This window comes from Bradyrhizobium huanghuaihaiense (genome assembly GCF_007830635.1).
In the GTDB taxonomy this organism is placed as follows: Bacteria; Pseudomonadota; Alphaproteobacteria; order Rhizobiales; family Xanthobacteraceae; genus Bradyrhizobium; species Bradyrhizobium huanghuaihaiense.
On sequence record NZ_VLLA01000010.1, the window covers coordinates 206328 to 231724 of the forward strand.

General features: G+C 63.6%; 21 protein-coding genes. 9 read left to right on the forward strand and 12 right to left on the reverse strand.

Annotated elements, in window-relative coordinates; translation table 11 throughout:
- Positions 1 to 2 precede the first annotated feature (2 nt).
- The 8 genes from IQ16_RS21530 (at position 3) to IQ16_RS21565 (ending at position 10725) form a co-directional block, all read left to right on the forward strand.
- A complete protein-coding gene (locus IQ16_RS21530; protein WP_026311915.1) occupies positions 3 to 1073 on the forward strand; it encodes an HlyD family secretion protein in 1071 nt (356 codons plus the stop codon).
- The gene (rbbA, locus tag IQ16_RS21535) at positions 1070 to 3844 is read left to right on the forward strand and encodes a ribosome-associated ATPase/putative transporter RbbA (RefSeq protein WP_018642547.1); all 2775 of its coding nucleotides are present in this window, start codon (positions 1070 to 1072) and stop codon (positions 3842 to 3844) included. Before IQ16_RS21530 ends, rbbA begins: the two co-directional genes overlap by 4 nt.
- Entirely contained in the window at positions 3845 to 4957 is a 1113-nt protein-coding gene (locus IQ16_RS21540; protein ID WP_018642546.1) for an ABC transporter permease, read from the forward strand.
- 160 nt (positions 4958 to 5117) lie between these two features.
- On the forward strand, positions 5118 to 5696 hold the full coding sequence (locus IQ16_RS21545; protein WP_018642545.1) for an HdeD family acid-resistance protein: 579 nt from the start codon (positions 5118 to 5120) through the stop codon (positions 5694 to 5696).
- A complete protein-coding gene (locus IQ16_RS21550) occupies positions 5693 to 6013 on the forward strand; it encodes a twin-arginine translocation signal domain-containing protein (RefSeq protein WP_145831732.1) in 321 nt (106 codons plus the stop codon). The genes IQ16_RS21545 and IQ16_RS21550 overlap by 4 nt, the downstream gene beginning before the upstream one ends.
- Before the next feature lie 39 nt (positions 6014 to 6052).
- On the forward strand, positions 6053 to 6295 hold the full coding sequence (locus IQ16_RS21555; RefSeq protein ID WP_244635792.1) for a hypothetical protein: 243 nt from the start codon (positions 6053 to 6055) through the stop codon (positions 6293 to 6295).
- Positions 6296 to 6334: 39 nt separating this feature from the next.
- Positions 6335 to 7576 carry an efflux RND transporter periplasmic adaptor subunit gene (locus IQ16_RS21560; protein ID WP_018642543.1) on the forward strand — a complete coding sequence of 414 codons (1242 nt, stop codon included), beginning with the start codon at positions 6335 to 6337 and terminating at the stop codon, positions 7574 to 7576.
- Positions 7573 to 10725 (forward strand): efflux RND transporter permease subunit, encoded by a 3153-nt coding sequence (locus tag IQ16_RS21565; protein WP_145831734.1) that lies wholly within the window; start codon positions 7573 to 7575, stop codon positions 10723 to 10725. The genes IQ16_RS21560 and IQ16_RS21565 overlap by 4 nt, the downstream gene beginning before the upstream one ends.
- 205 nt (positions 10726 to 10930) lie before the next feature.
- On the opposite strand, the gene IQ16_RS21570 is transcribed toward IQ16_RS21565, so the two are convergent.
- The 10 genes from IQ16_RS21570 to IQ16_RS21615 form a co-directional block, all read right to left on the reverse strand.
- The gene (locus IQ16_RS21570; RefSeq protein WP_018642541.1) at positions 10931 to 11059 is read right to left on the reverse strand and encodes a hypothetical protein; all 129 of its coding nucleotides are present in this window, start codon (positions 11057 to 11059) and stop codon (positions 10931 to 10933) included.
- The gene (gene cydB / locus IQ16_RS21575; protein WP_018642540.1) at positions 11059 to 12069 is read right to left on the reverse strand and encodes a cytochrome d ubiquinol oxidase subunit II; all 1011 of its coding nucleotides are present in this window, start codon (positions 12067 to 12069) and stop codon (positions 11059 to 11061) included. The genes IQ16_RS21570 and cydB overlap by 1 nt, the downstream gene beginning before the upstream one ends.
- Positions 12066 to 13463, reverse strand: coding sequence for a cytochrome ubiquinol oxidase subunit I (locus IQ16_RS21580; protein WP_018642539.1), 1398 nt, complete (start codon positions 13461 to 13463; stop codon positions 12066 to 12068). Before IQ16_RS21580 ends, cydB begins: the two co-directional genes overlap by 4 nt.
- 215 nt (positions 13464 to 13678) lie before the next feature.
- Entirely contained in the window at positions 13679 to 14653 is a 975-nt protein-coding gene (locus tag IQ16_RS21585; protein ID WP_018642538.1) for a 3-hydroxyacyl-CoA dehydrogenase NAD-binding domain-containing protein, read from the reverse strand.
- Between the two features lie 21 nt (positions 14654 to 14674).
- Positions 14675 to 15598: a 3-hydroxyacyl-CoA dehydrogenase gene (locus IQ16_RS21590; protein WP_051122966.1), complete on the reverse strand. Its 924-nt coding sequence runs from the start codon at positions 15596 to 15598 to the stop codon at positions 14675 to 14677.
- Between the two features lie 35 nt (positions 15599 to 15633).
- Complete coding sequence (locus IQ16_RS21595; RefSeq protein ID WP_018642536.1) at positions 15634 to 15969, reverse strand: Clp protease/crotonase-like domain-containing protein; 336 nt, start codon at positions 15967 to 15969, stop codon at positions 15634 to 15636.
- A gap of 33 nt (positions 15970 to 16002) precedes the next feature.
- Entirely contained in the window at positions 16003 to 17244 is a 1242-nt protein-coding gene (locus IQ16_RS21600; RefSeq protein ID WP_018642535.1) for a CaiB/BaiF CoA transferase family protein, read from the reverse strand.
- Positions 17245 to 17278: 34 nt separating this feature from the next.
- Positions 17279 to 18112 carry an enoyl-CoA hydratase-related protein gene (locus IQ16_RS21605; protein WP_080648040.1) on the reverse strand — a complete coding sequence of 278 codons (834 nt, stop codon included), beginning with the start codon at positions 18110 to 18112 and terminating at the stop codon, positions 17279 to 17281.
- Between the two features lie 58 nt (positions 18113 to 18170).
- Positions 18171 to 19391: an acyl-CoA dehydrogenase family protein gene (locus tag IQ16_RS21610; protein ID WP_018642532.1), complete on the reverse strand. Its 1221-nt coding sequence runs from the start codon at positions 19389 to 19391 to the stop codon at positions 18171 to 18173.
- A 454-nt stretch (positions 19392 to 19845) separates the two neighbouring features.
- Positions 19846 to 21522: a winged helix-turn-helix domain-containing tetratricopeptide repeat protein gene (locus IQ16_RS21615; protein WP_018642531.1), complete on the reverse strand. Its 1677-nt coding sequence runs from the start codon at positions 21520 to 21522 to the stop codon at positions 19846 to 19848.
- Positions 21523 to 21763: 241 nt separating this feature from the next.
- On the opposite strand from IQ16_RS21615, the gene IQ16_RS21620 reads away from it, so the two are divergent.
- Complete coding sequence (locus tag IQ16_RS21620) at positions 21764 to 22717, forward strand: helix-turn-helix domain-containing protein (protein ID WP_035666259.1); 954 nt, start codon at positions 21764 to 21766, stop codon at positions 22715 to 22717.
- A 261-nt stretch (positions 22718 to 22978) separates the two neighbouring features.
- Here the strand turns inward: IQ16_RS21620 and IQ16_RS21625 are convergent, their stop codons facing one another.
- Together IQ16_RS21625 and IQ16_RS21630 are read right to left on the reverse strand one after the other, a co-directional pair.
- Positions 22979 to 23983, reverse strand: coding sequence for a COG3904 family protein (locus IQ16_RS21625; protein ID WP_018642529.1), 1005 nt, complete (start codon positions 23981 to 23983; stop codon positions 22979 to 22981).
- Between the two features lie 428 nt (positions 23984 to 24411).
- Complete coding sequence (locus IQ16_RS21630; RefSeq protein ID WP_244635794.1) at positions 24412 to 25386, reverse strand: helix-turn-helix domain-containing protein; 975 nt, start codon at positions 25384 to 25386, stop codon at positions 24412 to 24414.
- Positions 25387 to 25397: the final 11 nt, after the last annotated feature.

A 25397-nucleotide genomic window follows, 5' to 3' on the forward strand; every position in this document is an offset into this window, starting at 1 on the left:
CCATGACACGCAATCGGAAACGCTGGCTGATCGCCATCCTCGTCGCGGCTGTCTGCGCAGGCGGGTACTTCGCCTGGCAGACGCTTGGAGGCGACAGACTTCCGAGCGGGTTCGCTAGCGGCAACGGGCGCATCGAGGCCGTCGAGATCGACATCGCCACCAAGACGCCGGGGCGCATCCGCGACATCCTGGTGCGGGAAGGCGATCTGGTCTCGGCGGGACAGGCGCTCGCACAGATGGATACCGTGCAGCTCGAGGCGCAGTACCGCCAGGCCGAGGCCCAGTTACGGCGAGCCACGATCGGCATCGAGACCGCCCGGAGCCTCGTGACCCAGCGCCAGGCCGAGAAGAAAGCCTCAACAGCCGTTGTCGACCAACGCGGTGCAGAGCTGGACGCTGCCGATCGAAAGCTGCAACGCTCCGAGCAATTGATCAGAACCAATGCCGTTCCTCAGCAGGTGCTCGACGACGACCGCGCGGCTGCCAACGGCGCCCGTGCAGCCGTCGCGGCGGCAGAGGCCCAGCTCGCCGCCTCGGGCGCCGCCATCAGTGCGGCCGAGGCGCAGGTGATCGATGCGGAGGCTGCGGTCGAAGCGGCGAAAGCGGCCATCGAGAGCATCAAGGCCGATCTCAACGATTCGACACTCCGCGCACCCCGCGACGGGCGCGTCCAGTTTCGCGTCGCCCAGCCGGGCGAGGTTCTCAGCGCCGGCGGACGCGTGCTCAATCTCGTCGATCTCGGCGATGTCTTCATGACCTTCTTCCTGCCGACGGCGCAGGCCGGCCGCGTCGCGATCGGTTCGGAGGTCCGCCTCATCCTCGACGCCGCGCCGCAATGGGTCATCCCGGCCACGGCGACGTTCGTTGCCAGCGTTGCCCAGTTCACGCCGAAGACGGTCGAGACCGAGGAGGAGCGGCAGAAGCTGATGTTCCGCGTCAGGGCGCATATTTCGCCGGAGCTGCTGCGGCGAAACATCGAGCAGGTCAAAACCGGCCTGCCCGGCCGCGCCTTCGTCCGCATCGATTCCAACGCCGCGTGGCCGGCAGAGCTGACGGGACGCCTCGTCAAATGAACAACGCGTCTCAACCTCGATCCTCGCTCGCGCCGGTGATACGCCTCGAGGCGGTCGGCCTGCACTACGGGGCGATCCGCGCACTCGATCGCATCGCCCTCGAGATTCCCGCGGCACGCATGGTGGGCCTGATCGGACCCGACGGCGTCGGCAAATCCAGCCTGCTCTCGCTCGTTGCCGGGGCTCGCGCGATCCAGGATGGCCGCGTTCACGTGCTCGGCGGAGACATGGCCGACGCCGCCCACCGGCGGCGGACCTGCCCGCAGATCGCCTATATGCCGCAGGGCCTCGGCAAGAATCTCTACCCGACGCTCTCCGTATTCGAGAATGTCGATTTCTTCGGCCGCCTGTTCGGTCATGACAGGCGCGAGCGCGAGGAGAGAATTCGGGAGCTCCTGGGGAATACAGGCCTTGCGCCGTTCGCTGACCGGCCCGCGGGCAAGCTGTCCGGCGGCATGAAGCAGAAGCTCGGGCTCTGCTGCGCCTTGATCCACGATCCCGACCTGCTGATCCTCGACGAGCCGACCACCGGCGTCGACCCACTCTCGCGCCGCCAGTTCTGGGAGCTGATCGACGAGATCCGGAAGGATCGCCCCGGCATGAGCGTCATCGTCGCGACCGCCTACATGGAGGAAGCGGCGCGGTTCGACTGGCTGGTTGCGATGAATGACGGGCATGTGCTCGCCACCGGGACACCGGCCGAGTTGCTGCGACAGACCGGCACCGACAATCTCGATGCCGCCTTCATCGCACTGCTGCCCGAGCAGCAGCGACGGGACCACAGGGAGGTGGTGATCCCGGCTCGCGCAAGCGATCACGACGATGACATCGCGATCGAGGCCAAGCATCTCACCGTCAGATTCGGCGACTTCACGGCGGTCGACAATGTCAGCTTCCGCATCGCCCGCGGCGAGATCTTCGGCTTTCTCGGCTCCAACGGCTGCGGCAAGACCACGACGATGAAGGTCCTGACCGGACTGTTGCCGGCCAGCGAGGGCGATGCCTGGCTGCTCGGGCGCGAGGTCGATCCCAGGGACATGGATGTCCGACATCGCGTCGGCTACATGTCGCAGGCGTTCTCGCTCTATTCGGAGCTGACGGTTCGCCAGAATCTCGAGCTGCACGCGCGCCTTTTCCGGCTCGCACCCGATACGATCGAGGATCGAGTCCACGCCATGGCCGGACGCTTCGATCTCACCAGGGTGATCGACGCCCTGCCCGACGCCCTCCCGCTCGGCGTTCGCCAGCGCCTGTCGCTGGCCGTCGCCATGATCCATGCGCCCGATATCCTGATTCTGGACGAGCCGACGTCGGGCGTCGATCCCGTGGCGCGCGACGGCTTCTGGCAGATCCTGTCCGACCTGTCGCGACAGGACAGCGTCACGATCTTCGTTTCCACCCATTTCATGAACGAGGCGGAGCGCTGCGACCGCATCTCGCTGATGCATGCCGGCAAGGTCATGATCAGCGATACACCGGAACGGATCGCGGCACGGCGCGGCAATGGAAGCCTCGAGGAGGCTTTCGTCGCCTATCTCAAGGACGCGATCGCCGCGACGGAAACGACCAAGGCAGCTCCCGCGCCGTACACGGCCACCCCCGCAACCGCAAAGACGCACGGAGCGGTGCATGGCGCATTGAGCTTCTTCGATCCGCGCCGCATGTTCGCCTACACGCAACGGGAAGCGCTCGAGCTCAAGCGCGATCCGATCCGCGCCACCCTCGCGATCCTCGGCAGCCTCATCCTGATGTTCGTGATGGGCTATGGCATCAACATGGACGTCGAAGACCTCTCCTTCGCCGCAATGGACCGCGACGACACCACAGTCAGCCGGGACTATATCCTCCAGATCGCCGGCTCGCGCTACTTCACCGAGCTCGCCCCGATCACCGACTATGACGATCTCGACCGCCGCATGCGCAGCGGCGAACTCAGCCTCGCCATTGAAATTCCTCCGGGCTTCGGCCGCGACGTCGCGCGCGGCAGCAACGTTCAGATCGGTGCATGGGTCGACGGCGCAATGCCGTCGCGTGCCGAGACGGTGCGCAGCTACGTGCAGGCGATGCACGCGACCTGGCTGGCGCAACGCGCCCGGCTGCTCTATGGCGATGCCGCCACGACCGGCGACTTCCAGCTCGAGGTCCGCTTCCTCTACAACCCCGACATCCGGAGCATCGTCGCGATGGCGCCGGCCGTGATCCCGCTCCTGCTGCTGATCATTCCGGCGATCCTGGCGACGCTGAGCGTCGTGCGCGAGAAGGAGCTCGGATCGATCATCAATTTCTACGTCACGCCGGTGACGCGGATCGAGTTCCTGGTCGGCAAACAGCTTCCCTATGTCGCGCTCGCCATGCTGAACTTCTTCCTGCTGACCGCCTTTGCGGTATTCATATTCCGTGTCCCCTTCACGGGCAGCTTCGTCGTGTTCACATCGGCCGCGCTCCTGTACGTCGTCATCACCACCGCGATGGGTCTGGTGATCTCGTCATTCATGACGAGCCAGATTGCCGCGATCTTCGCGACCGCGCTGCTCACCATGATTCCGGCCACGCAATATTCGGGGCTCGTCGATCCCGTATCCTCGCTCCAGGGCGCGGGCGCGATCATCGGGCGGATCTATCCGACCGCGCACTTCGTCACCATCACGCGCGGCACGTTCTCCAAGGGGCTCGACTTCGGCGATCTCTCCGGACCGTTCCTGGCACTTCTCGTAACCATCCCGGTGCTGCTCGTCCTCGGCGTCGCGCTCCTCAGAAAGCAGGCGAACTAGATGCGCGGAGGCAACATCGTTCAGCTCGGCGTCAAGGAATTGCGCGGCCTCGTGCGCAATCCCATGATGCTCGCACTGATCATCTATGCCTTTACCGTCTCGATCTACACCGCCTCCAGGGCCCAGCCGGAAACGCTCAACCAGGCGGCACTGGCCATCGTCGACGAGGACAAGTCGCCCGCCGCCACGCGCATCATCACGGCGTTCAGCCCGCCCTATTTCGCGGTTCCGCGACTGATATCGCAATCGGACATGATGAGCCGCATGAACGCGGGCCTCGACACCTTCGCGCTGAACATCCCGCCCAACTTCCAGCGCGACCTGCTTGCGCGGAGATCGCCGGCCATCCAGCTCAATGTCGATGCGACCCGGATGTCGCAGGCCTTCACGGGAAGCGGCTATATCCAGTCCATCGTCAGCGACGAGGTCAGCGAGTTCCTGTCCCGCTATCGTTCGGCTGCCCCCTTGCCGATCGACCTGGCGCTGCGCGCACGCTTCAATCCCGAACTCAACAAGAGCTGGTTCGGAGCCATCAACAACATCATCTCCTCCGTCACGATGCTGTCGATCATCCTGACAGGGGCGGCCCTGATCCGGGAACGCGAGCACGGCACGATCGAGCATCTGCTGGTCATGCCGGTGACACCCTTCGAGGTGATGGCGAGCAAGATCTGGTCGATGGGCCTAGTCGTCCTCGTCGCGGCCAGCGTGTCGCTCATCTTTGTCGTGCAGGGACTGCTGGCCGTCCGGATCGGCGGCTCGGTCCCGCTCTTTCTGTGCGGCACCGCTCTTTATCTCTTTGCCACCACCAGCATGGGCATTTTTCTCGCCACATCCGCCGGCACGATGCCGCAATTCGGTCTGCTCCTGATGCTGGTGCTGATGCCGCTGCAGATGTTGTCGGGCGCCACGACACCGAGGGAGAGCATGCCCGAGCTGATCCAGAACATCATGCTCGCCGCGCCGAACACCCATTTCGTGATCATGGCCCAGGCCATCCTGTTCCGCGGTGCCGGGCTCGCCGTCGTGTGGCCGCAGCTCGCAGCATTGCTGGTGATCGGCGGACTGTTGTTCTTCCTGTCGCTGCGTCGCTTCCGGCAATTCCTGCAGTGAGGTCCCGCGGGATCATCTTGCGTCCGACCGGGTACAGACCCGAAGGGGGATGCGAACATTACCGCCCGGCGGCTCAGGGTTTCGTCTGATGTCGGCATGGCGGGTTCGCCGCTAGGATTCACCATCTGTCGATGGAACCATCGTTGTCCGGGAGGATCGCATGACAGCCTATGACAGCCGGTCCGGCATCGCAGCGCTGGGCCCTCCGCCACTCTGGGTCTGTGCGCTCCTCGGCGCGGTCTTGATTGCCGCCGGCTTCTTTGCGCTCGGCGACCTCGCCTTTGCCACCATCATCAGCGTCAAGTTCATCGGACTGACCGCGATCGCCGCCGGCGGATTCGAGATCGCGCATGCGTTCTGGACCAAGGAATGGGGCGGCTTCCTGTGGCGGATCGTTCTCGGCGCGCTCTACCTCGTCTTCGGCCTCATCCTGCTGACCCAACCGGCCTCCGGCGCGCTGATCCTGACCTATTTCCTCGGCGCGGTGCTGTTCGCGTCCGGCGTCATTCGGTGCGTGCTGAGTTTTGCCTACTGGCATCAGAACGGCTGGATGATGCTGATCTCCGGCATCTTTGCCGTCATCGCCGGCGTGCTGATCCTGTTCGGCTTCCCCGACATCAGCGTCTGGGCGCTTGGCTTCCTGCTCGGTGTCGACCTGATCTCGCATGGCCTCGCCTGGTTGCTCTATGCGCTGCAGTCGCTGCGGACGGCCGAGTCACAAAGGAGAGAAGCACAATGATTGCTCCCAACCGCCGCGCCTTCCTCGGTCTTGCAACGAATGCCATTGCCGCGGCCGCAATCGGCACCGTCGGCGCGCGCCTCATCGGCGTCGCGGAGGCGATGCCGGTCGACCCCGATCCCGGACGGGCCGGCGAGTCAGCGCTCCCTGTCATGCCGGCGCAGTGGGGACCGGGACCCGGCCCGGGCTGGGGCAGCCCGGGCTGGGGCGCCCCGCCACCGCGTCCCGGTTGGCGTCCCCCACCGCCGCGTCGTCGTCGCCGCTGGGTGTGCTGGTGGCATCGCGGTCGTCGTCATTGCGGATGGCGCTGGCGCTAGGACGCGTCCCGAGCCCTTGCCAAGGTGATGGAGGGAATCGTGCGCAACAATTACCAATGGGTCCTCGCCGCCGTGCTGGCCGCGCTTCTCGTTGCGGCGACCTGGTTCTGCGTGTCGGTCTGGCGCTCGACGCCGGCGATGCCGGTCTACGGCAACGTCATCCTGGCCGGGGCCGCGGTCCTCGTCCTGGTGTCGGGCTGCGGCCTGATCGCATTGATGTTCTACAGCCATCGCAAGGGCTACGACGAACCCGCGCGCAGCGACAGGGCCGCGCGAGACTGACCCAGTCCGCTGTTCTGAGCCTGGAGCAAGGAGCGGACGATGAACCATGCGGACGTCCCGATCCGATTGCTGGCGGCAGGTCTCATGATCGTGCTGACCGGCGGGGCCGCCCGGACGCAGCCTGCCGCCTCCGCGCCTTCAGTCGGGATCGTCGAAGCGACACGGCGTCCGATCACCGAGAGCAGCGAGTTTCTCGGCCGCATCGAGGCGATCAACCGGGTCAACGTTGCCGCCCGCGTCACCGCTTTTCTGGAACAGCGGCTCTTCAACGAGGGCGCGGAGATCAAGAAAGGTGACCAGCTCTATCGCCTCGAGCGCGGTCCATTCGAAGCCGATCTTGCGGCCAAGAAGGCGCAGGTGGCGCAGCTCGAGGCCACGCTGGAGAATGCAAGGCTGACGACCGAGCGCGCACGGACCCTGCTCGGCGGACCGGCCGGGCAGCAGTCGACCTATGACGCCGCGATTGCAAACCAGCGCAGCCTGGAAGCCCAGGTGCAGGCCGCGCAGGCGCAGGTCCAGGCCTCGCAGATCAACCTCGACTACACCGTGATCAGCGCGCCGATCGACGGCAAGATCGGACGCACGGCGGTGACGGAAGGCAACATCGTCAGCCCCTCGTCGGGCGTGCTGACCACGATCGTCAGCCAGGATCCGATGTACGTCACGTTTCCCGTGCCGCTGCGCCAGGGACTCGAGCTGCGCGAGCGATACGGTCCGCAAGGCGGACTTGAGGCGGTGGTGATCCGATTGCGGCTGCCCGACGGGCGCATGTACGGCCAGTCCGGCAAGCTGAACTTCGTCGACAACAGCATCGCGCAAAACACCGACACGATCACGGTGCGGGGTGAGATCGCCAATCCGATCCTGCGCGCCTCCTCCGCGGCAGGCGTCATCACCCACGAGCTGACGGACGGCGAGTTCGTGACCGTCGTGCTCGAAGGGGTCCAGCCCATCGAGGTGCTGGCGATCCCGCGCTCGGCGGTGCTGTCCGACCAGCGGGGCGACTACGTCCTCGTGGTGGGCACGGGCAACAAGGCCGAGCAGCGGCGCATTCAGCTCGGACAATCGACAACGACGATTGCCGCGGTCATCGACGGGCTTGCGGCCGGCGACAAGGTGATCGCGGAAGGCCTGCAGCGGGTTCGTGCCGGCCAGACCGTCACCCCGGATCCGGCAAGCGCACTCATTCTGTCGAGCATGAAGGGCGCAGCGACCGGACCGGCGCCACCGGCCGACCACGGCACCCTCCTCCCGACACGCCCGGCGGACGGCAGCCCATGATATCGGACGTCTTCGTCGACCGCCCGCGGCTATCGATGGTGATCGCTCTCATCATCACCATCGCCGGCGCGCTGGCGCTCACGCAGATTCCGGTGGCGCAGTTTCCGGATATCGTGCCGCCTCAGGTCACCGTGGCCGCGACCTTCCCCGGCGCCTCGGCCGAAGTGGTGGAGAGCAGCGTCGCCCAGCCGCTGGAGGCCCAGGTCATCGGCGTCGACCGCGCGCTGTACATGAAATCGACCAGCGCCAACGACGGCAGCTACACGCTGACGGTTTCGTTCGCGCTTGGCACCAATCCCGACATCAACACCGTCAACGTCAACAATCGCGTGCAGAGCGCGCTGTCGCAATTGCCCACGGAGGTGCAGCAGCAGGGCGTGACGGTGCAGAAGCGATCCTCCTCGATCCTGCAGTTTCTGGTGCTGTACAGTGCCGATGGCCGGCAGGATCCGCTCTTCATCACCAATTACGCCATCATCAACGTGCTCGACGCGATTGCCAGCACGCCCGGGGTCGGCCAGGCCAATCTGTTCGCCAAGATGAACTATTCGATGCGGATCTGGTTCGATACGCAGCGGCTCACCAGCCTCGGCCTGACCCCGACGGATGTGATCGCCGCAATCCGCGCGCAGAGCGTCCAGGCTCCCGTCGGCCGTATCGGGGCGCGGCCGATCAGCAACGATCAGCAGTTCCAGTTCAACGTGCAGACACTGGGCCGGCTCGCCACCGTCGACCAATTCGCCAACATCGTGCTGCGCGCCAATCCGGACGGATCATCGCTGCTGGTGAAGGACGTCGCCCGCGTCGAGATGGGCGCACAAAATCTCGACAGCGAAGCGCGGATCGACGGGCGCGCCGCCGTCCCGATCGCGATCTATCTCGCGCCGGGCGCCAATGCGGTGACCACCGCGCGCGCGGTGGCGGAGACGATGCAGCGGCTGTCCGCCCGGTTTCCCGCAGGCCTCAGCTATCTCGTGCAATACGACTCCACGAGTTTCGTCCGCGACACAATCGCGGAGGTGTTGCGGACGCTGGGCGAGGCGTTCGTCCTCGTGGTGGTCGTGGTCTATTTGTTCCTCGGAAACCTCAGAGCCACGGCGATTCCGGCCGTCGCCGTACCGGTCAGCCTGGTGGGCACCTTCGCCGTCCTGCTGACCTTCGGCTATTCGGCCAACACCGTGTCCCTGCTCGCCATGGTGCTCGCCATCGGCATCGTCGTCGACGATGCCATCGTCGTGGTGGAAAACGTCGAGCGCGTCATGGCGGAAGAGCCCGACCTGTCGCCGGCGGAGGCCAGCAAGAAGGCCATGAGGCAGATCACCGCGCCGATCATCGCCATCACCCTGGTGCTGCTCTCGGTGTTCGTCCCGATCGCATTCATTCCCGGCATCTCGGGCACGCTGTTCCGTCAGTTCGCGGTGACCATCAGCGCCGCCATGATGATCTCGGCATTGAATGCGCTCACGCTCTCGCCGGCGCTGTGCGCCCTGCTGCTGCGCCACGGCGGCCCGCGCCGAGGTCTCATCGGCCGCGTGCTCGGCGGGATCGACTGGGTGCGCGATCGCTACAGCGGCGGCGTCCGCCACCTGGTGCGTATGGCCGCCTTGTCACTGCTGCTCGTCGCGGTCTTTGCCGGCGGGATCTTCGGCCTGTCGCTGGTCACGCCGACGGGCTTCCTGCCGGAAGAGGACCAGGGTGCCTTCTTCACCTCGGTGCAGTTGCCCGATGGCGCTTCGGTGGCGCGGACCAGCGCGGTCACACAGCAGGTCGAAGACATCCTGAAACAGATACCGGCCGTCGACCACGTCCTGGCGGTGATCGGCTTTTCGCTGCTCGACGGCGCCTCGGAGCCGAACAGCGCGCTGGTGGTGGCGCGCCTGAAACCCTTCGCCGACCGAAAGGCGGCGGCGGATTCGGCGCAGGCGCTGATCGCCAGGATGTTTGCAGCCGGCGCGCAGATTCGAGAGGCCAACGTGCTGCCGTTCAACCTGCCGCCGATCATCGGGCTCTCGACCGGAGGCGGATTCGAATATCAGCTGCAGGCGCTGGAGGGACAGAGTCCGGCCGCGATCTCCAGCGTGACGAACGCGCTGATCGGCGCCGCCAATGCCGATCCACGGCTCGCGCGCGTGTTCTCGACATTCACCGCGACCAACCCGTCGCTCTATCTCGATATCGACCGCCGCAAGGCCCAGGCGCTGGGCGTCACCATCAGCGACATCTTCACCGCGCTGCAGGCCACGCTCGGCGGCATCTATGTCAACAATTTCAACCTGTTCGGCCGAACCTGGCAGGTCAATCTTCAAGGCGAGGCGTTCGACCGGGCCGACACCTCGGACATCTGGCGGATCTATGTGCGCAACAGCACCGGCGAGATGGTGCCGCTGCGATCGCTGGCCGGGCTGAAGATCGTCACCGGACCGCAGGTCATCACCCGCTACAACAACTATCGCTCGGTGACCGTCAACGGCAGCCCGGCGCCGAACATCTCCTCGGGCACCGCGATGGCTGCCATGACTGAGATCTCCGATGCCGTGCTGCCGTCCGGTTACACTTTTGCATGGACCGGCACCGCCTATCAGGAGCAACAGGCCGCCGGCCAGACCGGCATCGTGCTGATGCTCGCCGTCCTGTTCGCCTATTTGTTCCTGGTCGCGCTCTATGAGAGCACGGTGATCCCCATCCCTGTGCTGCTCTCGGTCGTCGTCGGCGTGCTCGGATCCTATCTCGGCATCAAGGTCGCCGGGCTTAACCTCGATCTCTATGGCCAGATCGGCCTGGTGGTCCTGATCGCACTCGCCGCCAAGAACGGTATCCTGATCGTCGAATTCGCGAAGGAGCAGCGCGAGGCGGGGATGGCGCTCGATGAGGCCGCAGTCCAGGGCGCCCATATGCGCTTTCGCGCCGTCATGATGACCTCGGCCGCCTTCATCCTCGGCCTGCTGCCGCTCGTCGTCGCAACGGGCGCAGCCGCGCTCAGCCGTCGCGCGGTGGGCACGGCGGTGTTTGCCGGCATGCTGGCCGCGAGCTCGATCGGGATATTCATGGTGCCGATGCTCTATGTGGTCTTTCAACGCATCCGCGAACGCACGAAAGCGGCTTTCAAATCAAGCCATCGGCCGACTTCGCCCGACCGCGATGCGGTCTAGACCCGGCCATTGGCTATGCCCATTGCATCCGGACCCGCCGCCCGAAAACGACCTTCGGCCCGCACGCCGCACCCGGTTCGTGCGATGAACGAAAAAGCGCGGAGATCTTTCGCAATCCGTCCTCCGGACGAGGAACGAGCGAGCCGCACCTCGTTGAAAATCTCGCAGCATCTTTCGCCCCCGGATCCTTCGCGCATAACCTGCGTCATTTCGGAGCGATCCAGAGCCGCAAGGCGAGCGAAATCAGCGCCACCGTGCCGACGCCACCGAGCCAGAGTGCCACGAACCACAACAGGCGTTGCGCGAGCGGGTGCGGATTCCGATCGGGTTGCATCAATGATACCCGCTTTCAGGCCGTACCTTGCCACGAAACACCCAATAGGCCCACGCGGTATAGCCGAGGATCAGGGGGATCAGCACGGAGACGCCGAACAGCAAGAAGATCTGGCTGTTCGGCGGCGCGGCCGCCTGCCAGATCGTGATGCTCTGCGGCACGATGAAGGGATACATGCTGATGCCAAGCCCGGCATAGGACAGCGCGAATAGTGCAAGCGACAGAAAGAACGGCTGGTAGTCGTATTTGTTCGCGAGCGCGCGGAGCAGCAACACCGTGACAGCGGCGACCGCGATCGGCACCGGCGCCGTGAAGATGATATTCGGCCAGGCGAACCAGCGCTGCGTGTACTGCACATGCAGGAGCGGCGTTGCGATGCTGACCGCAACGATCGCCCCCAACATAGCAAACAACAATAGCCAGCTCAGGCGATAGGCGCGGTCGCGCAATCTCCCTTCGGTCTTCATGACGAGCCAAGTCGCGCCGAGCAGCGCATAGCCGATCACGAGCGACACGCCGGTAAGGATCGAGAACGGCGTCAGCCAATCCCACCAGCCGCCCGCATAATGCCGCGCCTCGACTTTCACGCCCTGCAGGATGGCGCCGAGCGCGACGCCCTGCGCCAGCGCCGCAAGCCACGAGCCGCCGGCAAAGGCGAGGTCCCAGGGGTTGCGTTCTCCTTGCGCCCGCCAGCGGAATTCGAAGGCGACGCCGCGGAAGACGAGCGCGATGAGCATCGCGATCATGGGCGTATAGAGCGCGGGCATCAGCACGGCGTAGGCGAGCGGAAATGCCGCCATCACGCCGCCGCCGCCGAGCACGAGCCAGGTCTCATTGCCGTCCCACACCGGCGCTACGCTGTTCATGACCACGTCGCGGTCGGCTTTCGCTGGAAACAACGGAAACAGGATGCCGAGCCCGAGGTCAAAGCCGTCCATCACCACATAGACGAACACGGCAAAGGCAATGATGAGCGCCCAAACCGTTGCGAGGTCGATGGCGAGGCTCACTGGCTCACCCCTTCGATCGCGGGCGTGATGCCCGCCGTACGTGTCGGCATCTCGTGCGGTGGTCCGACTTCACCGGGATGCGGAGGCTGCGCCATCAGCCGCAACAGATAGGTCACGCCGGCGGCATACACGACGAAATAGACGATGACAAAGGCGAGCAGTGAGGAGCCGACGGCAGGGGCCGCCAGAGGTGAGGCGGATTCAGAAGTCCGTAGCAGATTGTACACCGTAAACGGTTGCCGGCCGGTCTCGGTGGTGATCCAGCCCGCGAGCACGGCGATGAAGCCGGCCGGTCCCATCAGAACAGCAAAGACATGCAACAACCGCGAGTCGAACAAACTGCCACGCCAGCGGCACCAGAGGCTGAACAGGCCGAGGCCGAACATCAGGAAGCCCATGCCGACCATGATCCGGAACGACCAGAAGGTGATCGGCACCGGGGGCCAGTTTTCACGCGGCACGGTGTCGAGGCCCGGCATCGGCGCATCCGGCGAATGTTTCAGGATCAGCGAGCCCAGCTTGGGAATTTCGAGGGCGTATTTGACCTTGCCTTCCTGCTGGTCAGGCAGGCCGAACAGGATCAGCGGCGCACCACCGGGATGGCTCTGGTAATGTCCTTCCATCCCCATGATCTTCACGGGCTGGTGCTCCAGCGTGTTGAGGCCGTGCTGGTCGCCGGCGATAATCTGGATCGGCGCCACCAGGGTGGCCATCCACATTGCCATGGAGAACATCACGCGGGAGCCGGCGAGATGTGGGTTGCGCAATAGATGAAACGCGCCGACCGCGCCGACCACCAGCGCCGTGGTGAGGTAGGCCGCCAGCACCATATGGACAAGGCGATAGGGAAAGGACGGGTTGAAGATCACCTTGAGCCAATCCGCCGCAACGAACTGGCCGTCGGCGTTCACCGCATAGCCAGCTGGGGTCTGCATCCAGGAGTTGGAGGAGAGAATCCAGAACGCCGAGATCAGCGTGCCGATCGCGACCATCAGCGTCGCCAGGAAATGCAGCCGGGGGCCGACGAGCTTGAGGCCGAACAGCATCACGCCGAGGAAGCCGGCCTCGAGGAAGAACGCTGTGAGCACCTCATAGGCCATCAGCGGGCCGATCACGGGGCCGGTCTTGTCGGCGAAGGCCGACCAGTTGGTCCCGAACTGGTAGGCCATCACGATGCCCGACACCACGCCCATTCCGAAGGCGATCGCAAAGATCTTGAGCCAGTAATTGAACAGGTTGAGGAAGACTTCGCGTCCGGTCAAAAGCCACCGCGCTTCCAGCACCGCGAGGTAACTTGCAAGCCCGATCGAGAACGAGGGGAACACGATGTGGAACGACATCGTGAACGCAAATTGTGCGCGGGCGAGCGTGACCGCATCCCATCCTTCGAACATGAAGCACCTCTATCTTCGATCCAGCACGTTCCCTTTCGGACTCTCGAACACAACGCACGTTGTCGTCGCATGCGCGATCAGCCGGTCCTTTACATCGGTGATGCCACGCGCCATGCCGGGCCCGATGCACTTATCATTCTTCAGAAAGGGGGTTGCCGGGTCAAGCCCGACAACGACAAAAGCAACTACGCTCCCTTGGCTTCGGATCGTCCGCGCTACTCGGCCCCGACCTTGCGCGGGGAGACCGTCTTCCGACGGTTGCTGCGGAGTTCGAGGAGACCGAGCAGGATCTCGTCCCGCTCCGCCTCCAGCTCTTCGACGCTGCGCGATCCGATCTCGGCATGAACACCGTCGATCAGCTTCTTCTGCACCTCAGGAGTGAGCTCGGGCGTACCGAGGGTCTTCCACGTTGCGGTAAACGGGCCGGCAAACTGGTGCAAGAAATGCTCGATGCCGCCCGGGCCGCCGCCGAGATGATTGAGCATCATGTTGCCCATGATACCCCAGCGCAGACCAGGCCCCCAGGACAAGGCGTCGTCGACGTCGGCGGCGCTCAGCACATCCTCGGCAACGAGGTAGTAGACCTCCCGGGCCAGTGCGCCCTGCAGGCGGTTGGCGACATGGCCCGGCATTTCCTTGTTGAGCCGGACCGCCTTCTTGCCGATCGACTTGTAGAATGCGATCGCACGCTGGATCGTCTGCTCCGAGGTCCTGGTCCCGCCGACGACCTCGACCAGCGGGATCAGGTGCGGCGGATTGAAAGGGTGACCGATGACGCAGCGCTCAGGATGCAATTCAGCGCCCGACTGAATGTCGCTCATCTTGATCCCGGACGAGCTCGACGCGATGATCACGTCCGGCGGCAGCAGCTCGTCGAGCTGCTTGTACAGCTTCTGTTTGAACTCCAGCCGCTCGGGTCCGTTCTCCTGCACGAGATCGACACCGACAACCGCTTCGGCAAGGTCGGCGGTGAACTTCAGCTTCGCCTGCGATGCGCCAGGCGACACGCCCAGCCGTTCGAGCGCCGGCCAGGCCGAGTCCACGAACTTCCGCAGCGCGGCCTCCGCGTCGGGCGCGATGTCCGTCGCGACGACATCAAGCCCCTTGGCGAGGTACTGCGCGGCCCAGCTCGCGCCGATCACGCCGGTGCCGATGATTGCGACGCGGCGAATGGGTTTGGTATTGGTCATGGGGATGCTCCGATGCGTTTGTCAGATTTCGACGTATGCGACGCCGGTGAGATTTCCCTGGGCGGCGAGAAGCATCCGCTTCTCCGTCCCGTCGAGCTTCGCCGCATAGAGCGAACCGGCGAAATCGGTCACGAACATGCGGTTGCCCGAAACATCCAGCGCGATGCCGATCCCTTCCATCAGGTCCGAGACCACGATCTGCGGCACGTTTTGCGCGGGCCTGGCGTCGATCGGCGCGCGGTTCACCGTGTTGCCCCGTGGAGGATTGCCGCGATCGGTCCAGTAAAGGATGCGATGCTTCAGATCGATTTCGAGATCGATCGGTTCGGGAAGCCCGTTGAAGAAGACTTCGATGTCGCTGCGATCAACCGCCGTCTCGCCCTTCGGGATCTCGATCCCGGCGCGCAAAATGCGTCCGACTTCGGCGTTGTCGCCGCCTTTTTGCGTCCAGTAGATCTGTCCGTGTAGGGGATCGACGGCGATCCCGACGCACCATCTGTTCTGATCGCGGCGGTCGTTCTCGCCCTGGCCCGTCTGGACGAGCGTCTCGATCTGCGAACCGTCGAGATTGGCGCGCATGACTCGCATGCCCTCGCGATCGGACCAGTACAGCTTGCCGTTCGCCTTATCGAGATGCAGCTGCTTCGGCGTGAACGTGCCGCCGGGCGCGACGACGAACCTGCGATTGCTGCCATCGAGGTCGGCGCGTTCGATCGAGCCGTCGTTACGGCTGGGAACGCCCATATTGGTCCAGTAAACGTGACCAGCCGCCACGTCGACGACGATCCCGTCGGGATGCGGACAGTCGGCCGCGATGATGTAGGGATGCGAGCCGTCCGGATTCATCGACAGCACGCGGCCGCCGCTCAAGTCGAGAAGAAACAACCGGCCGGAGCGTGTCGTGCCCGATGCGGCTTTTATCTGCGTGGCATGGAGTATGGTCATGGTCTGTCCTTTGGTGTCGCTTCGCTGGCGCCGGACTATTCGGCCGCGCGGGGCTTCGGCAGGTTGGTGAAATTGGGCGCCCGCTTTTCTCGGAATGCCGTGAAGGCTTCGGTGGCTTCTGCTGAGTGAACTCGTGCGCTGAACTCCCGGCTTTCGAACTTCGCGGCCTCTCTGAGCTGGCCGATAGACGTCTGCTTGAGGAGTCGCTTGGAAGCGCGCAACGCGCCTGCCGGCTTTGCCGCAAGTTTCTGTGCCGTCGTAGAGCCGGCGAGGCTCGTGTACATGCCGGCCGTCATCGCGTTCTTCTGGGCCGGGCGATTGAGCTCGACCCGCAAGATGCTGCCGGAACGCTCGGTGATGATGTCGCTCATTGCGTACTTCCTTTCCCGATGGTCTTGCGGCGGTCAGACCGCGCTTTCCTGCTTGCGCGGTGGCGCCGCCTTCGCGATGGCGCCGCTTTCGCGCAGGTTGATGATACTGTTGGCGTCGAATCCGAGTTCACCGAGGATCTGCTCAGTGTGCTCGCCGAGGTCGGGCGCGCGCTGGGCCGGAGCCTTGGTGACGCCATGCACCGTGATCGGGCTCGAGATCGTCGAGGTCAGCTTGCCGCCGGCGCCGTTGAGCGGCACGACGATATCGTTGGCCGCGAGCTGCGGGTCGTTGACGACCTCCTGCGGCCCGCGCACTTCGCCAAAAGTGACGTTCACGCCGGAAAACACTTCATGCCAGTGCGCCATCGGTTTGGCGCCGAAAACCTCGTCGAAGATTGCCGTCAGTTGCGGCATGTTCGCGACCAGATGCGCAGGATCGGAAAAGCGCGTGTCGGTCAGCAAGTCGTGCCGGCCCATTGCATTCACGACGGGGACAACCTTGTCCGGCGTGACGATGAGCACGAACCACGTGCCGTCGGAGGAACGATAGACGTTCGCCGCGGCGTTGGCCGGATGCGTGCGGTCGTGCATCGGCGGAAACTTGGCGCCGGCGAGAGCCGCCTGGATGGAAACGCTCGCAGACCACACGCCCTGGGCCAGCAGCGAGGTCGTGACATAGGAGCCTTTGCCGGTACGCTCGCGCCGGTACAGGGCGGTGACGATCGCCGCGTAGAGACCGACGGCCGTGGCGTTGTCGCCGCTGCCACCCACCGGCCAGGTCGGCGGCGCGCCGGCATCACGCGTCATCGACAACAGACCGCTGCGCGCCCAGTAGGAGGTGATGTCGAAGCCGGGCAGTTCGGCGTCCGGCCCGTGCTCGCCGAAGCCCGTGAGGTCGGCATAGATCAGGCGCGGATTCCATCCCGCGACGTCATCATATTCGAGCTTCAGCTTCTTCCGTGCATGGTGCGGCGTGTTGACGATGAACACGTCGGCCCAGTTGGCGAGCTCGAAGATGATCTGCTGCGCGCCCTGTGACTTGAGATCCAGCGCGATACTGCGCTTGTTGCGGTTGGCGAGGTGCCACTGATAAGGATCGTGGGCGCTCGGTTGGAATGGGACCTTGTGCCCATTGCGCCAGGGATCGCCGTGCGGCGGCTCGACCTTGATGACATCGGCGCCGAAGTCGGAGAGGATCACGGCCGCGCCCGGTGCGGCGACAAAGCTCGAGAAGTCGACGACCTTCAAGCCGGAAAAGATGTTGTCGTTTGCCATTGATGGCTCCTGAGTTCGATAGTGGCTTGCAATCTCAGCGGCCGTGAAATTGCGGCGCGCGCTTCTCGAGGAAGGCCGACGTGCCCTCCTTCTTGTCTTCCGTGCCCGCGCACAGCCCGAAATAGGAGGCTTCGAGGGCGAGGCCTTCGCTCTGGCTCGTATCCATTCCCTTGTTGGTGGCCTCCAGCGCGAACTTGACGGCGAGCGGTGCGTTGGCGGCGATCTCGCTCAGGATCGCTTCGGCGCGCGGGATCAGGTCGGATGCGGGGACGATCTCGTTGACCAGCCCGATGCGGTACGCCTCCTGCGCGCTGATGATCCCGCCCGACAGGATGAGCTGAAGCGCGCGGCCCTTGCCGATGAGCCGGGGCAGCCGCTGCGTGCCGCCCCCGCCGGGCAGCAGCCCCAGTTTCACCTCCGGCTGGCCGAACTTCGCGTGCTCCACCGCGATGCGGATGGTGCAGGCCATCGCGGTCTCGCAGCCGCCACCGAGCGCAAAGCCGTTGATCGCCGCAATCACCGGCTTGCCGAGATTCTCGATGAGATCGAGGACCTCCTGTCCGAAGCGGCTGGACTGCTCGGCCTCGATCGCGCTCGCTTGCGCCAAACCGCTGATGTCAGCGCCGGCGATGAAGGCCTTGTCGCCCGCTCCCGTCAGGATGACGCCGCGCACCGCTGGATCGTTCTGCGCAGCCTCGAATGCGGTCCGCAGGTCCTGCCATGTCGGCACGTTCAGGGCGTTGAGCACCTTCGGCCGGTCGACCGTCACGTAGGCGATCGCGCCACGCTTCTCATAGAGAACGTTCGCAAGTGTCGGAGCTGGTGCCGGCAAAGCGTCGGAGACAACTCCTGATGATGATGTTGACATGTTGATTGATCCTGGCTGAGGGATGGGCCGGCAGCCGAGTGCCGGCCCGTTCGTGACATCAGACGAAGGCACTGAACCCGGTGATCGCCTTGCCGACGATCAGGTTCTGCATCTGGTAGGTGCCTTCGTAGGAGTAGATCGCCTCGGCATCGGCAAAGAAGCGCGCGACGTTGTAGTCGACCAGGATCCCGTTGCCGCCCATCAGCTCGCGGGCCCAGGCGACGGTTTCCCGCGCCTTGGACGTGCAGAACGCCTTGACGATCGCTGCCTGCGCATCCGTCAGCTTGCCTTCGGTTTCCAGCTGCATCGCGCGGACCAGCATGCTCTGGCAGGCCACGATGTTTGCCAGCATCTTCGCGAGAAGCTCCTGAATGAGCTGGAACGACCCGATCGGCTTGCCGAACTGCAGGCGCGCCTGCGCGTATTTGAGGGCGTTCTCGTAGGCGCCCATCTGGGCCCCGGTGATTTCCCAGCCGACGCCATGCCGGGTGCCGCGCAGCACCAGCGCAGGATCGCGGAACGTCCCTTTGCCGCCCTGAAGGCGGTTTGCATCGGGCACGCGGCAGTCGGTCATCGTGATCTGGCCGTTCTGCACGACCTTCAGCGCGATCTTGTTCTGCATCTTCTCGACGCTGAACCCGGGCGTCGTCTTGTTCTCGACGATGAACCCCTTCACCTGATTGTCGGCCACGTCGCGCGCCCAGACGATCGAGATGTCACACCACGGAGCGTTGCCGATCCAGCGCTTCTGGCCGTTGAGGACCCAGGTGTCGCCTTCGCGCTTCGCCGTCGTCGTGAGACCTGCACCGGTCCCCGAGCCCACCAGCGGTTCGGTCAGCGCGAAGCATCCGACCTTTTCCATGCGCGCCATCGGCGGCAGCCATTTCTGCTTCTGCTCCTCCGTGCCCGCGAGGTAGATGGAATTCATCGCAAGACCGGTGTGGACGCCGTGGAAGGTGCAGAAGGAAACATCGGTCCGTGCGATCTCCAGGGCGACCAGGCCGACCAGCAACGGGCTTCCGCCGGGGCAACCGTAACCGTGCATGCCGAGGCCGGCGATGCTCAGTTCCTTGTAAGACGGGAGCAGCTCGAACGGGAATGAGTCCTCGACCCAGTGCTTGTTGATGATGGGAGCAACCTTCGTCTCCATGTAGGCGCGCACCTTCTTGACGATCGCCCTCTCCTCCTCGTCCAGCGTGTCGGCGAATTGAAAGAAGTCGGCGTTCGGCGGAGGAAGCTGTTTCGGTGCCGAAGGTTTCAGTGCAGCAGCGGTGGCCATTTCGATCTCCGTTTCGATGTGGGGCCTGCGACTGCAGCAGGCGTCTCGTTCCAACGCATCGAACATAGGGAAGCGGCCCGCATGCGGCTTTGCATCGCGTGCTGTCGTTTTGTCATTTGTTGCTGGCGAGCGAGGTGGCAGATGCAAATGCGGGACAACTGGCCGCGCCGTACTCAAGATGTCTGAGATGATGGCGGACTACGAAAATGCCGAACGTGTGCTTCGATCAGGTAGGCATCACGGGAGCACTCGGACATATTCAGATTAGGGAAGAGCTCGTCTTAGGCCGTGTACCTATAAACACGGCGGCGTCATGTGACTGGTGACTCCGTCCGCTTTGCTCCTATAGCGACCAAATTCGTGCGGCAGCACAATATGTCGCGATGGGCCATTAGCGGAAGTTGCGGTTATTCGATCACCTCGTTGGCCAAGGCGAATACCTTGGCCGAGATGGTCATTCGGGCAGCCCTGCTTGCCGCAATCCCTCTTCATACCGCGCGACGTCCTCAGCACGTCGATAAGGGCCAAGCACTTCCTTGAGATTGGAAAGGCGCAGCGTGGGGCTCAGTTCTCGCAGCCGAGCCACTGCCTTGTGTGCTTGCTCCGGCCGACCGGCCATTGCGTTGCTTGCGGCGGTGACACGTAATCCAGGTTGATAGTCCGGACTGCACTGCAGTGCCATTGCCGCCCATGATGCCGCTTCGTCATAGCGCTCCAAAAAGAAATGCCCATATGCGGTTCCGGCTCGCATGCCCATCAGCCACGGATCAAGTGGGCTCAGGCGAATGGCACGCGCGAAGCGCTCGATCGCCGATTCCGGCTCGCCGAGCCAGAGTTTTACCCAGCCGCCGAAATTCCATGCCTCAGCCAAATTGGAATTAAGCGCGAGCGCGCGATCAACCAAGCCGGCACCTACCCCAAGATCCCCAGCAACAAAAGCTAACGCATTCCCGGCAGCGGAGAGCGCGATCGCGTCATCCCTGCCCAACTCAACTGCCCGTTGAGTGAGCTTCTTCACTTCGGCAATCGCGTTCGCTGTGTCCGGAATCCAGCCATTGATCCTGGCAATGAGGTAGCAAGAGGCTGCACGACCGTAGGCGGTGGCAAATTCCGGGTCGAGATCGATCGCGCGGTTGAACAGACGCAATGCCTCGTCGTTCGCTTGCCGATTACCAAACTGATGAAGCCGGGCCAAACCGCGCAAATAGAGGGTATAGGCGTCGAGACTAGCGGTCGGCTTGCGTTTGGCGCGCTCGATCTCAGCTTTTTCCACCGCAGGCGCGATCGCCCCGACAACGCTCTCAGTCACCTGATCCTGCAAATCAAAGATGTCGCCGAACTCGCCATCAAACCGGTCGGCCCAAATATGTGCTCCGGTCGCGGCATCGATGAGTTGTCCCGTAATGCGCACTCGGTTTGCCGCCTTGCGAACGCTCCCTTCCAACACGTAGCGCACCCCAAGCTCGCGTCCCACCTGCTTCACGTCGACGGCGCGCGACTTGTAGGTGAAGCTGGAGTTTCGGGCGATGACAAATGGCGCCTTGAAACGGGACAGCGCCGTGATGATGTCCTCGGCCATTCCATCGGCAAAGTATTCCTGTTCGACATCGCCTGACATATTCTGGAACGGAAGCACCGCAATGGAAGGTCTGTCGGGCAGCGGAGGCGGGCTCTCGGCCTCGGCAGCAAGAACTGGCGCAGCCTCTCGCGCTTCAGCCGGCGCACCGACCTCAAAGGCCCTGATTGGCTCCTGAATGTTCCTTACATGTTGAACGCCAGGATCCGCACCCGGATCTGTGACCAAGGCTCGCGCGGGCATTTCTTCCTCGATGACCTTGCCAACGAACCGGAGGCCTCTGCGAGAAACCGTCCGGATCAGGCGTTGCTCCTTGCCGGTGTCCCCGATTGCCCTGCGCACGGCATTGACGTGGCTGGTCAGCGTGGATTCGGACACGATCCGTCCTTCCCACACCGCCTTCAGAAGATCATCCCTTGTGACGACCTGTTCCCGGTTCTGGACCAGGAAGAGCAGCAGATCGAACACCTTCGGTCCAACGGCGATGAGTTCGGAGCCTCGCTTGAGCTCGCGCCGGTTAGCGTCGAGGCAATAATCTTCGAACAGAAGCGGCACTTCTGATCCTTCTTGGACAAGAAGCCACGGAAAACCCAATCGCAATTCAAGCCGGCTGCAAGGCTTTTTCCGCTCGGAACAGTACACGTTTTCTCACCCTTCGGGAACAAGCCCGGTTCGATAAATGGTTGGCCCGGTCCGCACCCGACGCACATTGAGCTTCGCGATTGACGCAAACAATCCGGCCGCCCGGCATTTCGTCCCGCCACCTGCATCGCATCCCCAATGCGAGGATACGTTCATGAACAAGCATATCTTGCGCGATTCCTTGGATGACGCATCAGTTGCGCCTGAGGCATGCCAAGTAATCAGTCCGGCCAATGCCGAGCGCCCTCACGCCGGTGCGGTAACGGCGCGAGTGCTCGGGACCACCGCATTTCGCATGGCTTTGGATACCTCCGGTGCCGCGATCGCCCGCCGGAAATACAAACGAGTGCACGACGTCTGCGGGCCCAAGACCCATCACGTCATCATGGCCTACAACGGCTCGGTGCAGCGCATGGAACGGCGGTCGGGACGATCAGTTGCGACCGGAACGTTCCGTCCCGGGGCTGTGATAATCATTCCCGAAGGATCAAGCTCCCGATGGGACATTCCAAAACCTGTTGATGTCGTTGAGTTCTATCTTCCGCACGCGACGCTCGAGCGCGTGGCCGAAGAAGCCGACACCGCCGGACCGGTCAATCTCCTGGAGCGAACGGCGCATCCCGACCCCGTTACATCCCGGTTGCTCTTGACCGCGGCAGATACCCTGGAGGGCAATGAGGCTCTGGATACGCTGTTCAGGCGTCAACTGACAAGCCTTCTGGCCACGCGTCTCCTGGCTGCGCACTCCGGCTTGCCAACCACGATCCAGCCGACCATGGGTGGCCTTTCGCCAAAGGTGCTGAGCCGCGCCATCGAGCGCCTGCGCCCGGACAGCGATGCGGACGTCTCTCTCGCCGCGCTCGCCTCGGATGCCGGTCTGTCGCGCTTCCACTTCTGCCGCGCTTTCAAGAAAAGCACCGGGCTGTCGCCGCATGCCTGGCTGCGTCAGCACCGGCTCGAGGAGGCCAAAAACATGCTGCGCGACACCGACGCGTCGGTCATCTCGGTCGCAGTCGCGCTTGGCTATTCCTCCCAGACCGCGTTCGCCGCTGCCTTCAGGAAGCTGACCGGCGAGACCCCGAGCAATTGGCGACGGCGTGCACGTTGACAGCATCGCCGATGCGGGGAACTGCATCATCGTTAAAGACGGAGCGGAGAGCCTGCCTCGGCCCTCGACGCCCGTTCTCATGCGGGCGGAAGTCGCGTGCGCACGACCGGTGCGGCCTGGAGCACGGATCGCAAGTGTCCAGGCCCCGTGACACCGATGAAGCTCGGGCGTCAGATGACGAGGCCGCGGAGGCAAGCATGCTCTAACGGCCAACGCGAGCCAGTAGGATATATGCGATCTCCCGAACAACGCGACCAGGCGCTACCTGCTAGTCTGCCCAAGGGGAGTCATCGCCGCCTGCCCGCCGCCCATGCGGCTCGTAGCGTCAGCCGACTTAATAGGATTGGGCTCCGGGGAGGTCGCAACCGCGCTGCTTACGATGCGACCCTGCAGCGGTTTGGGCATCAGCTCGACCATCGCTGCATCGGGACTTCCCGCCCGAGCCACCTTATCGGTGGTGACGAGATTGGTCAGTCGCAATTCATCCCGAGACAGTTCATGCAGATCTTCCCACGGTGGCACGTTCAGCGACAGCGACAACAGATCGCCCGCGCCGCCCATATCGAAGGTGTACTTGGCAAGACGCCCGATATCGCGTTCCACGATCATCAGATCATCTGCGCTGTAGGTTGCGGCCTTAGCGTCATTGGCACGGTCCCCAAGCCAGATCTGATGTACCCGGACGTGGGCAGTCTCGGGCACGTAACGCGTCTTGCCCGACAGCAGAAGGAACACGCACATCGATTCGCAATAGGCTACGGGCGCCATATTGGCAGGAGCACCTTGAGCGGTATTGGTCTGGACGCTGACGCCGACGGTGGTCAGTGCCCCAAGCTCGCGGAAACGCCTTCCAAGCGCGATTGAGGCGTTGACCGAACCGCCGCTGGAATCCAGCACGATGGTCGCGCCGCCGAGTTGTCGCCCATGGGCGAATTCATCAAAGTCCCTTGGACTGTCGGCGGTCACGATCCCGGCTGCGCGGACCCAGCCCCGGCAATTCGGCTGGCAATCGACCCAAGTGAACTTCATCGGCAGTTTGCGTTCTTCGAGAGCGACGCCGGCATGGACCGAACCGCTCAGCACAGCCATCAAAGCGATGCAGAGGAAGGCGCCAACGAGCAGCATCCATCCCCGGATTTCCGTCCAACGACTGTGATCCGAAGCTCGATTGGTGATGCGGATGCGCTCCGAGGTGTCGACCTTCGAGATTGTCGCCAGGTTGATCAAGAGCGAAACGGCCAGCAGGTACACTGGAATCACGAACATGATTGCGTAACCTCGATGGACTGTCGGATGGGGTCGGCCGTGCCGCGCTGGCGTACATACACCGGCGACAGCTGATGGTGCCCGGCTGACGGTACGGCTTCAGAACCGGCGCTTTGCCTGGGTTGATGCTTGGCCCGCCATTTTGGGCCGGTTGGATGCTGACTCAGCCGTCTTGCGAGCAAAACCTGACAGTGCGCTTGCATCTATGATGCTCATCACGGAACTCCTCAGTCGTCTTGCCGTTCGAAATCGGCGCTAGGCAATCGCTGGACATTTCGTGTGCCTTGCTTCGTCGCGATCGAACATAGTTAAGGGACCGGGCGAATTTCTTTGCTTCGCATGCTTTCGTTTTGTCATTTTTTGCTGGCCGGAGATGACAGATGTTGAATCACCAACAGCAAAGGGTGAGGCCGTTGCGAGCTGCGGATTCACGCCAGCATGAGAGCCTGCTTGATAAAAGCCGGTGACGAATCGTGTTGTCGCGATCCAAGCTCGCGGCGATATTGGCCCGGCGCCTGGCCTGTTGCTTGCCTGAATGCGCGCGTAAAACTGGCTTGGTCGGAAAAGCTGAGCGCCAGCGCAATGTCCATCAACGATCGCTCACCTTGCACCAACAAGGCTTTCGCGCGGTCAAGCCGCCTGGCGCTAACGTAGCGATGAGGAGGTTGCCCGACGGCTTGCTTGAAGGCACGGGCAAAATGGTATCGGCTCAGGCAAGCAGTGGATGCCATGAGATCAAGGGTGAGATCGCCTTCCAGGTTCGTTTCGATGTAATCCAGCACACGCTGAAGCCTGCGTCGATCGAGCGCTCCACTTGCGCGAGAGACAATGGGCTGGCCGGCCGGTGCCCCGATGCACTTTTGAACCAACCTCGCCGCCAGGCTGGATGCAAGGTTCTCGATGAGCAGACTGCCGGCGGACGTTTCGGCCTGCAATTCCGCCGAGATTGCACGTCCGATCTCGGCCAGCAGCGGATCTTCGAAAGCGCTTTCGTAGCTCAGCGCGTGGACTGCGGCCAGATCGATATTGATATTGAAAGGCGCGAAGTGGCTGAGTGGAAGATGGATATGCAGAATTCCCGACATATCTTCGGCGATGTCAACCGAACCTTCCTGCAGACCGGGAGGAGACAGCCAAACCGTACCTCGCCTTGCGATGACCCGGCTTTCGATGCCTGGGGCGCGCCGCGTAACCAGCGATTCATTGCCGTGAGTATCGAAGCAAATCCTGATGTCGGATTGTGGAGTTCTCCATGGGATCACCCCTTTGCGAACGGTCCCACACAGCTGGGCCGACAGGCCTAACCAACCTCGATCCGCCGAAGATGACAGGACCCCCTCGAAACCGTAGTGCTCCAATCCATATCGGGTTGCAGTAGCCGCCTGATCAAGTTGGATGTCCAAGACACGCTCCT

Bases quoted from the DNA above. Each gene is read 5' to 3' on its own strand.
- IQ16_RS21530 (WP_026311915.1), top strand. From the start codon at position 3: ATGACACGCAATCGGAAACGCTGGCTGATCGCCATCCTCGTCGCGGCT.
- rbbA (WP_018642547.1), top strand. From the start codon at position 1,070: ATGAACAACGCGTCTCAACCTCGATCCTCGCTCGCGCCGGTGATACGC.
- IQ16_RS21540 (WP_018642546.1), top strand. From the start codon at position 3,845: ATGCGCGGAGGCAACATCGTTCAGCTCGGCGTCAAGGAATTGCGCGGC.
- IQ16_RS21545 (WP_018642545.1), top strand. From the start codon at position 5,118: ATGACAGCCTATGACAGCCGGTCCGGCATCGCAGCGCTGGGCCCTCCG.
- IQ16_RS21550 (WP_145831732.1), top strand. From the start codon at position 5,693: ATGATTGCTCCCAACCGCCGCGCCTTCCTCGGTCTTGCAACGAATGCC.
- IQ16_RS21560 (WP_018642543.1), top strand. From the start codon at position 6,335: ATGAACCATGCGGACGTCCCGATCCGATTGCTGGCGGCAGGTCTCATG.
- IQ16_RS21565 (WP_145831734.1), top strand. From the start codon at position 7,573: ATGATATCGGACGTCTTCGTCGACCGCCCGCGGCTATCGATGGTGATC.
- IQ16_RS21570 (WP_018642541.1), bottom strand. From the start codon at position 11,059: ATGCAACCCGATCGGAATCCGCACCCGCTCGCGCAACGCCTGTTGTGG.
- IQ16_RS21580 (WP_018642539.1), bottom strand. From the start codon at position 13,463: ATGTTCGAAGGATGGGATGCGGTCACGCTCGCCCGCGCACAATTTGCG.
- IQ16_RS21585 (WP_018642538.1), bottom strand. From the start codon at position 14,653: ATGACCAATACCAAACCCATTCGCCGCGTCGCAATCATCGGCACCGGC.
- IQ16_RS21590 (WP_051122966.1), bottom strand. From the start codon at position 15,598: ATGACCATACTCCATGCCACGCAGATAAAAGCCGCATCGGGCACGACA.
- IQ16_RS21595 (WP_018642536.1), bottom strand. From the start codon at position 15,969: ATGAGCGACATCATCACCGAGCGTTCCGGCAGCATCTTGCGGGTCGAG.
- IQ16_RS21600 (WP_018642535.1), bottom strand. From the start codon at position 17,244: ATGGCAAACGACAACATCTTTTCCGGCTTGAAGGTCGTCGACTTCTCG.
- IQ16_RS21605 (WP_080648040.1), bottom strand. From the start codon at position 18,112: ATGTCAACATCATCATCAGGAGTTGTCTCCGACGCTTTGCCGGCACCA.
- IQ16_RS21610 (WP_018642532.1), bottom strand. From the start codon at position 19,391: ATGGCCACCGCTGCTGCACTGAAACCTTCGGCACCGAAACAGCTTCCT.
- IQ16_RS21620 (WP_035666259.1), top strand. From the start codon at position 21,764: ATGAACAAGCATATCTTGCGCGATTCCTTGGATGACGCATCAGTTGCG.
- IQ16_RS21625 (WP_018642529.1), bottom strand. From the start codon at position 23,983: ATGTTCGTGATTCCAGTGTACCTGCTGGCCGTTTCGCTCTTGATCAAC.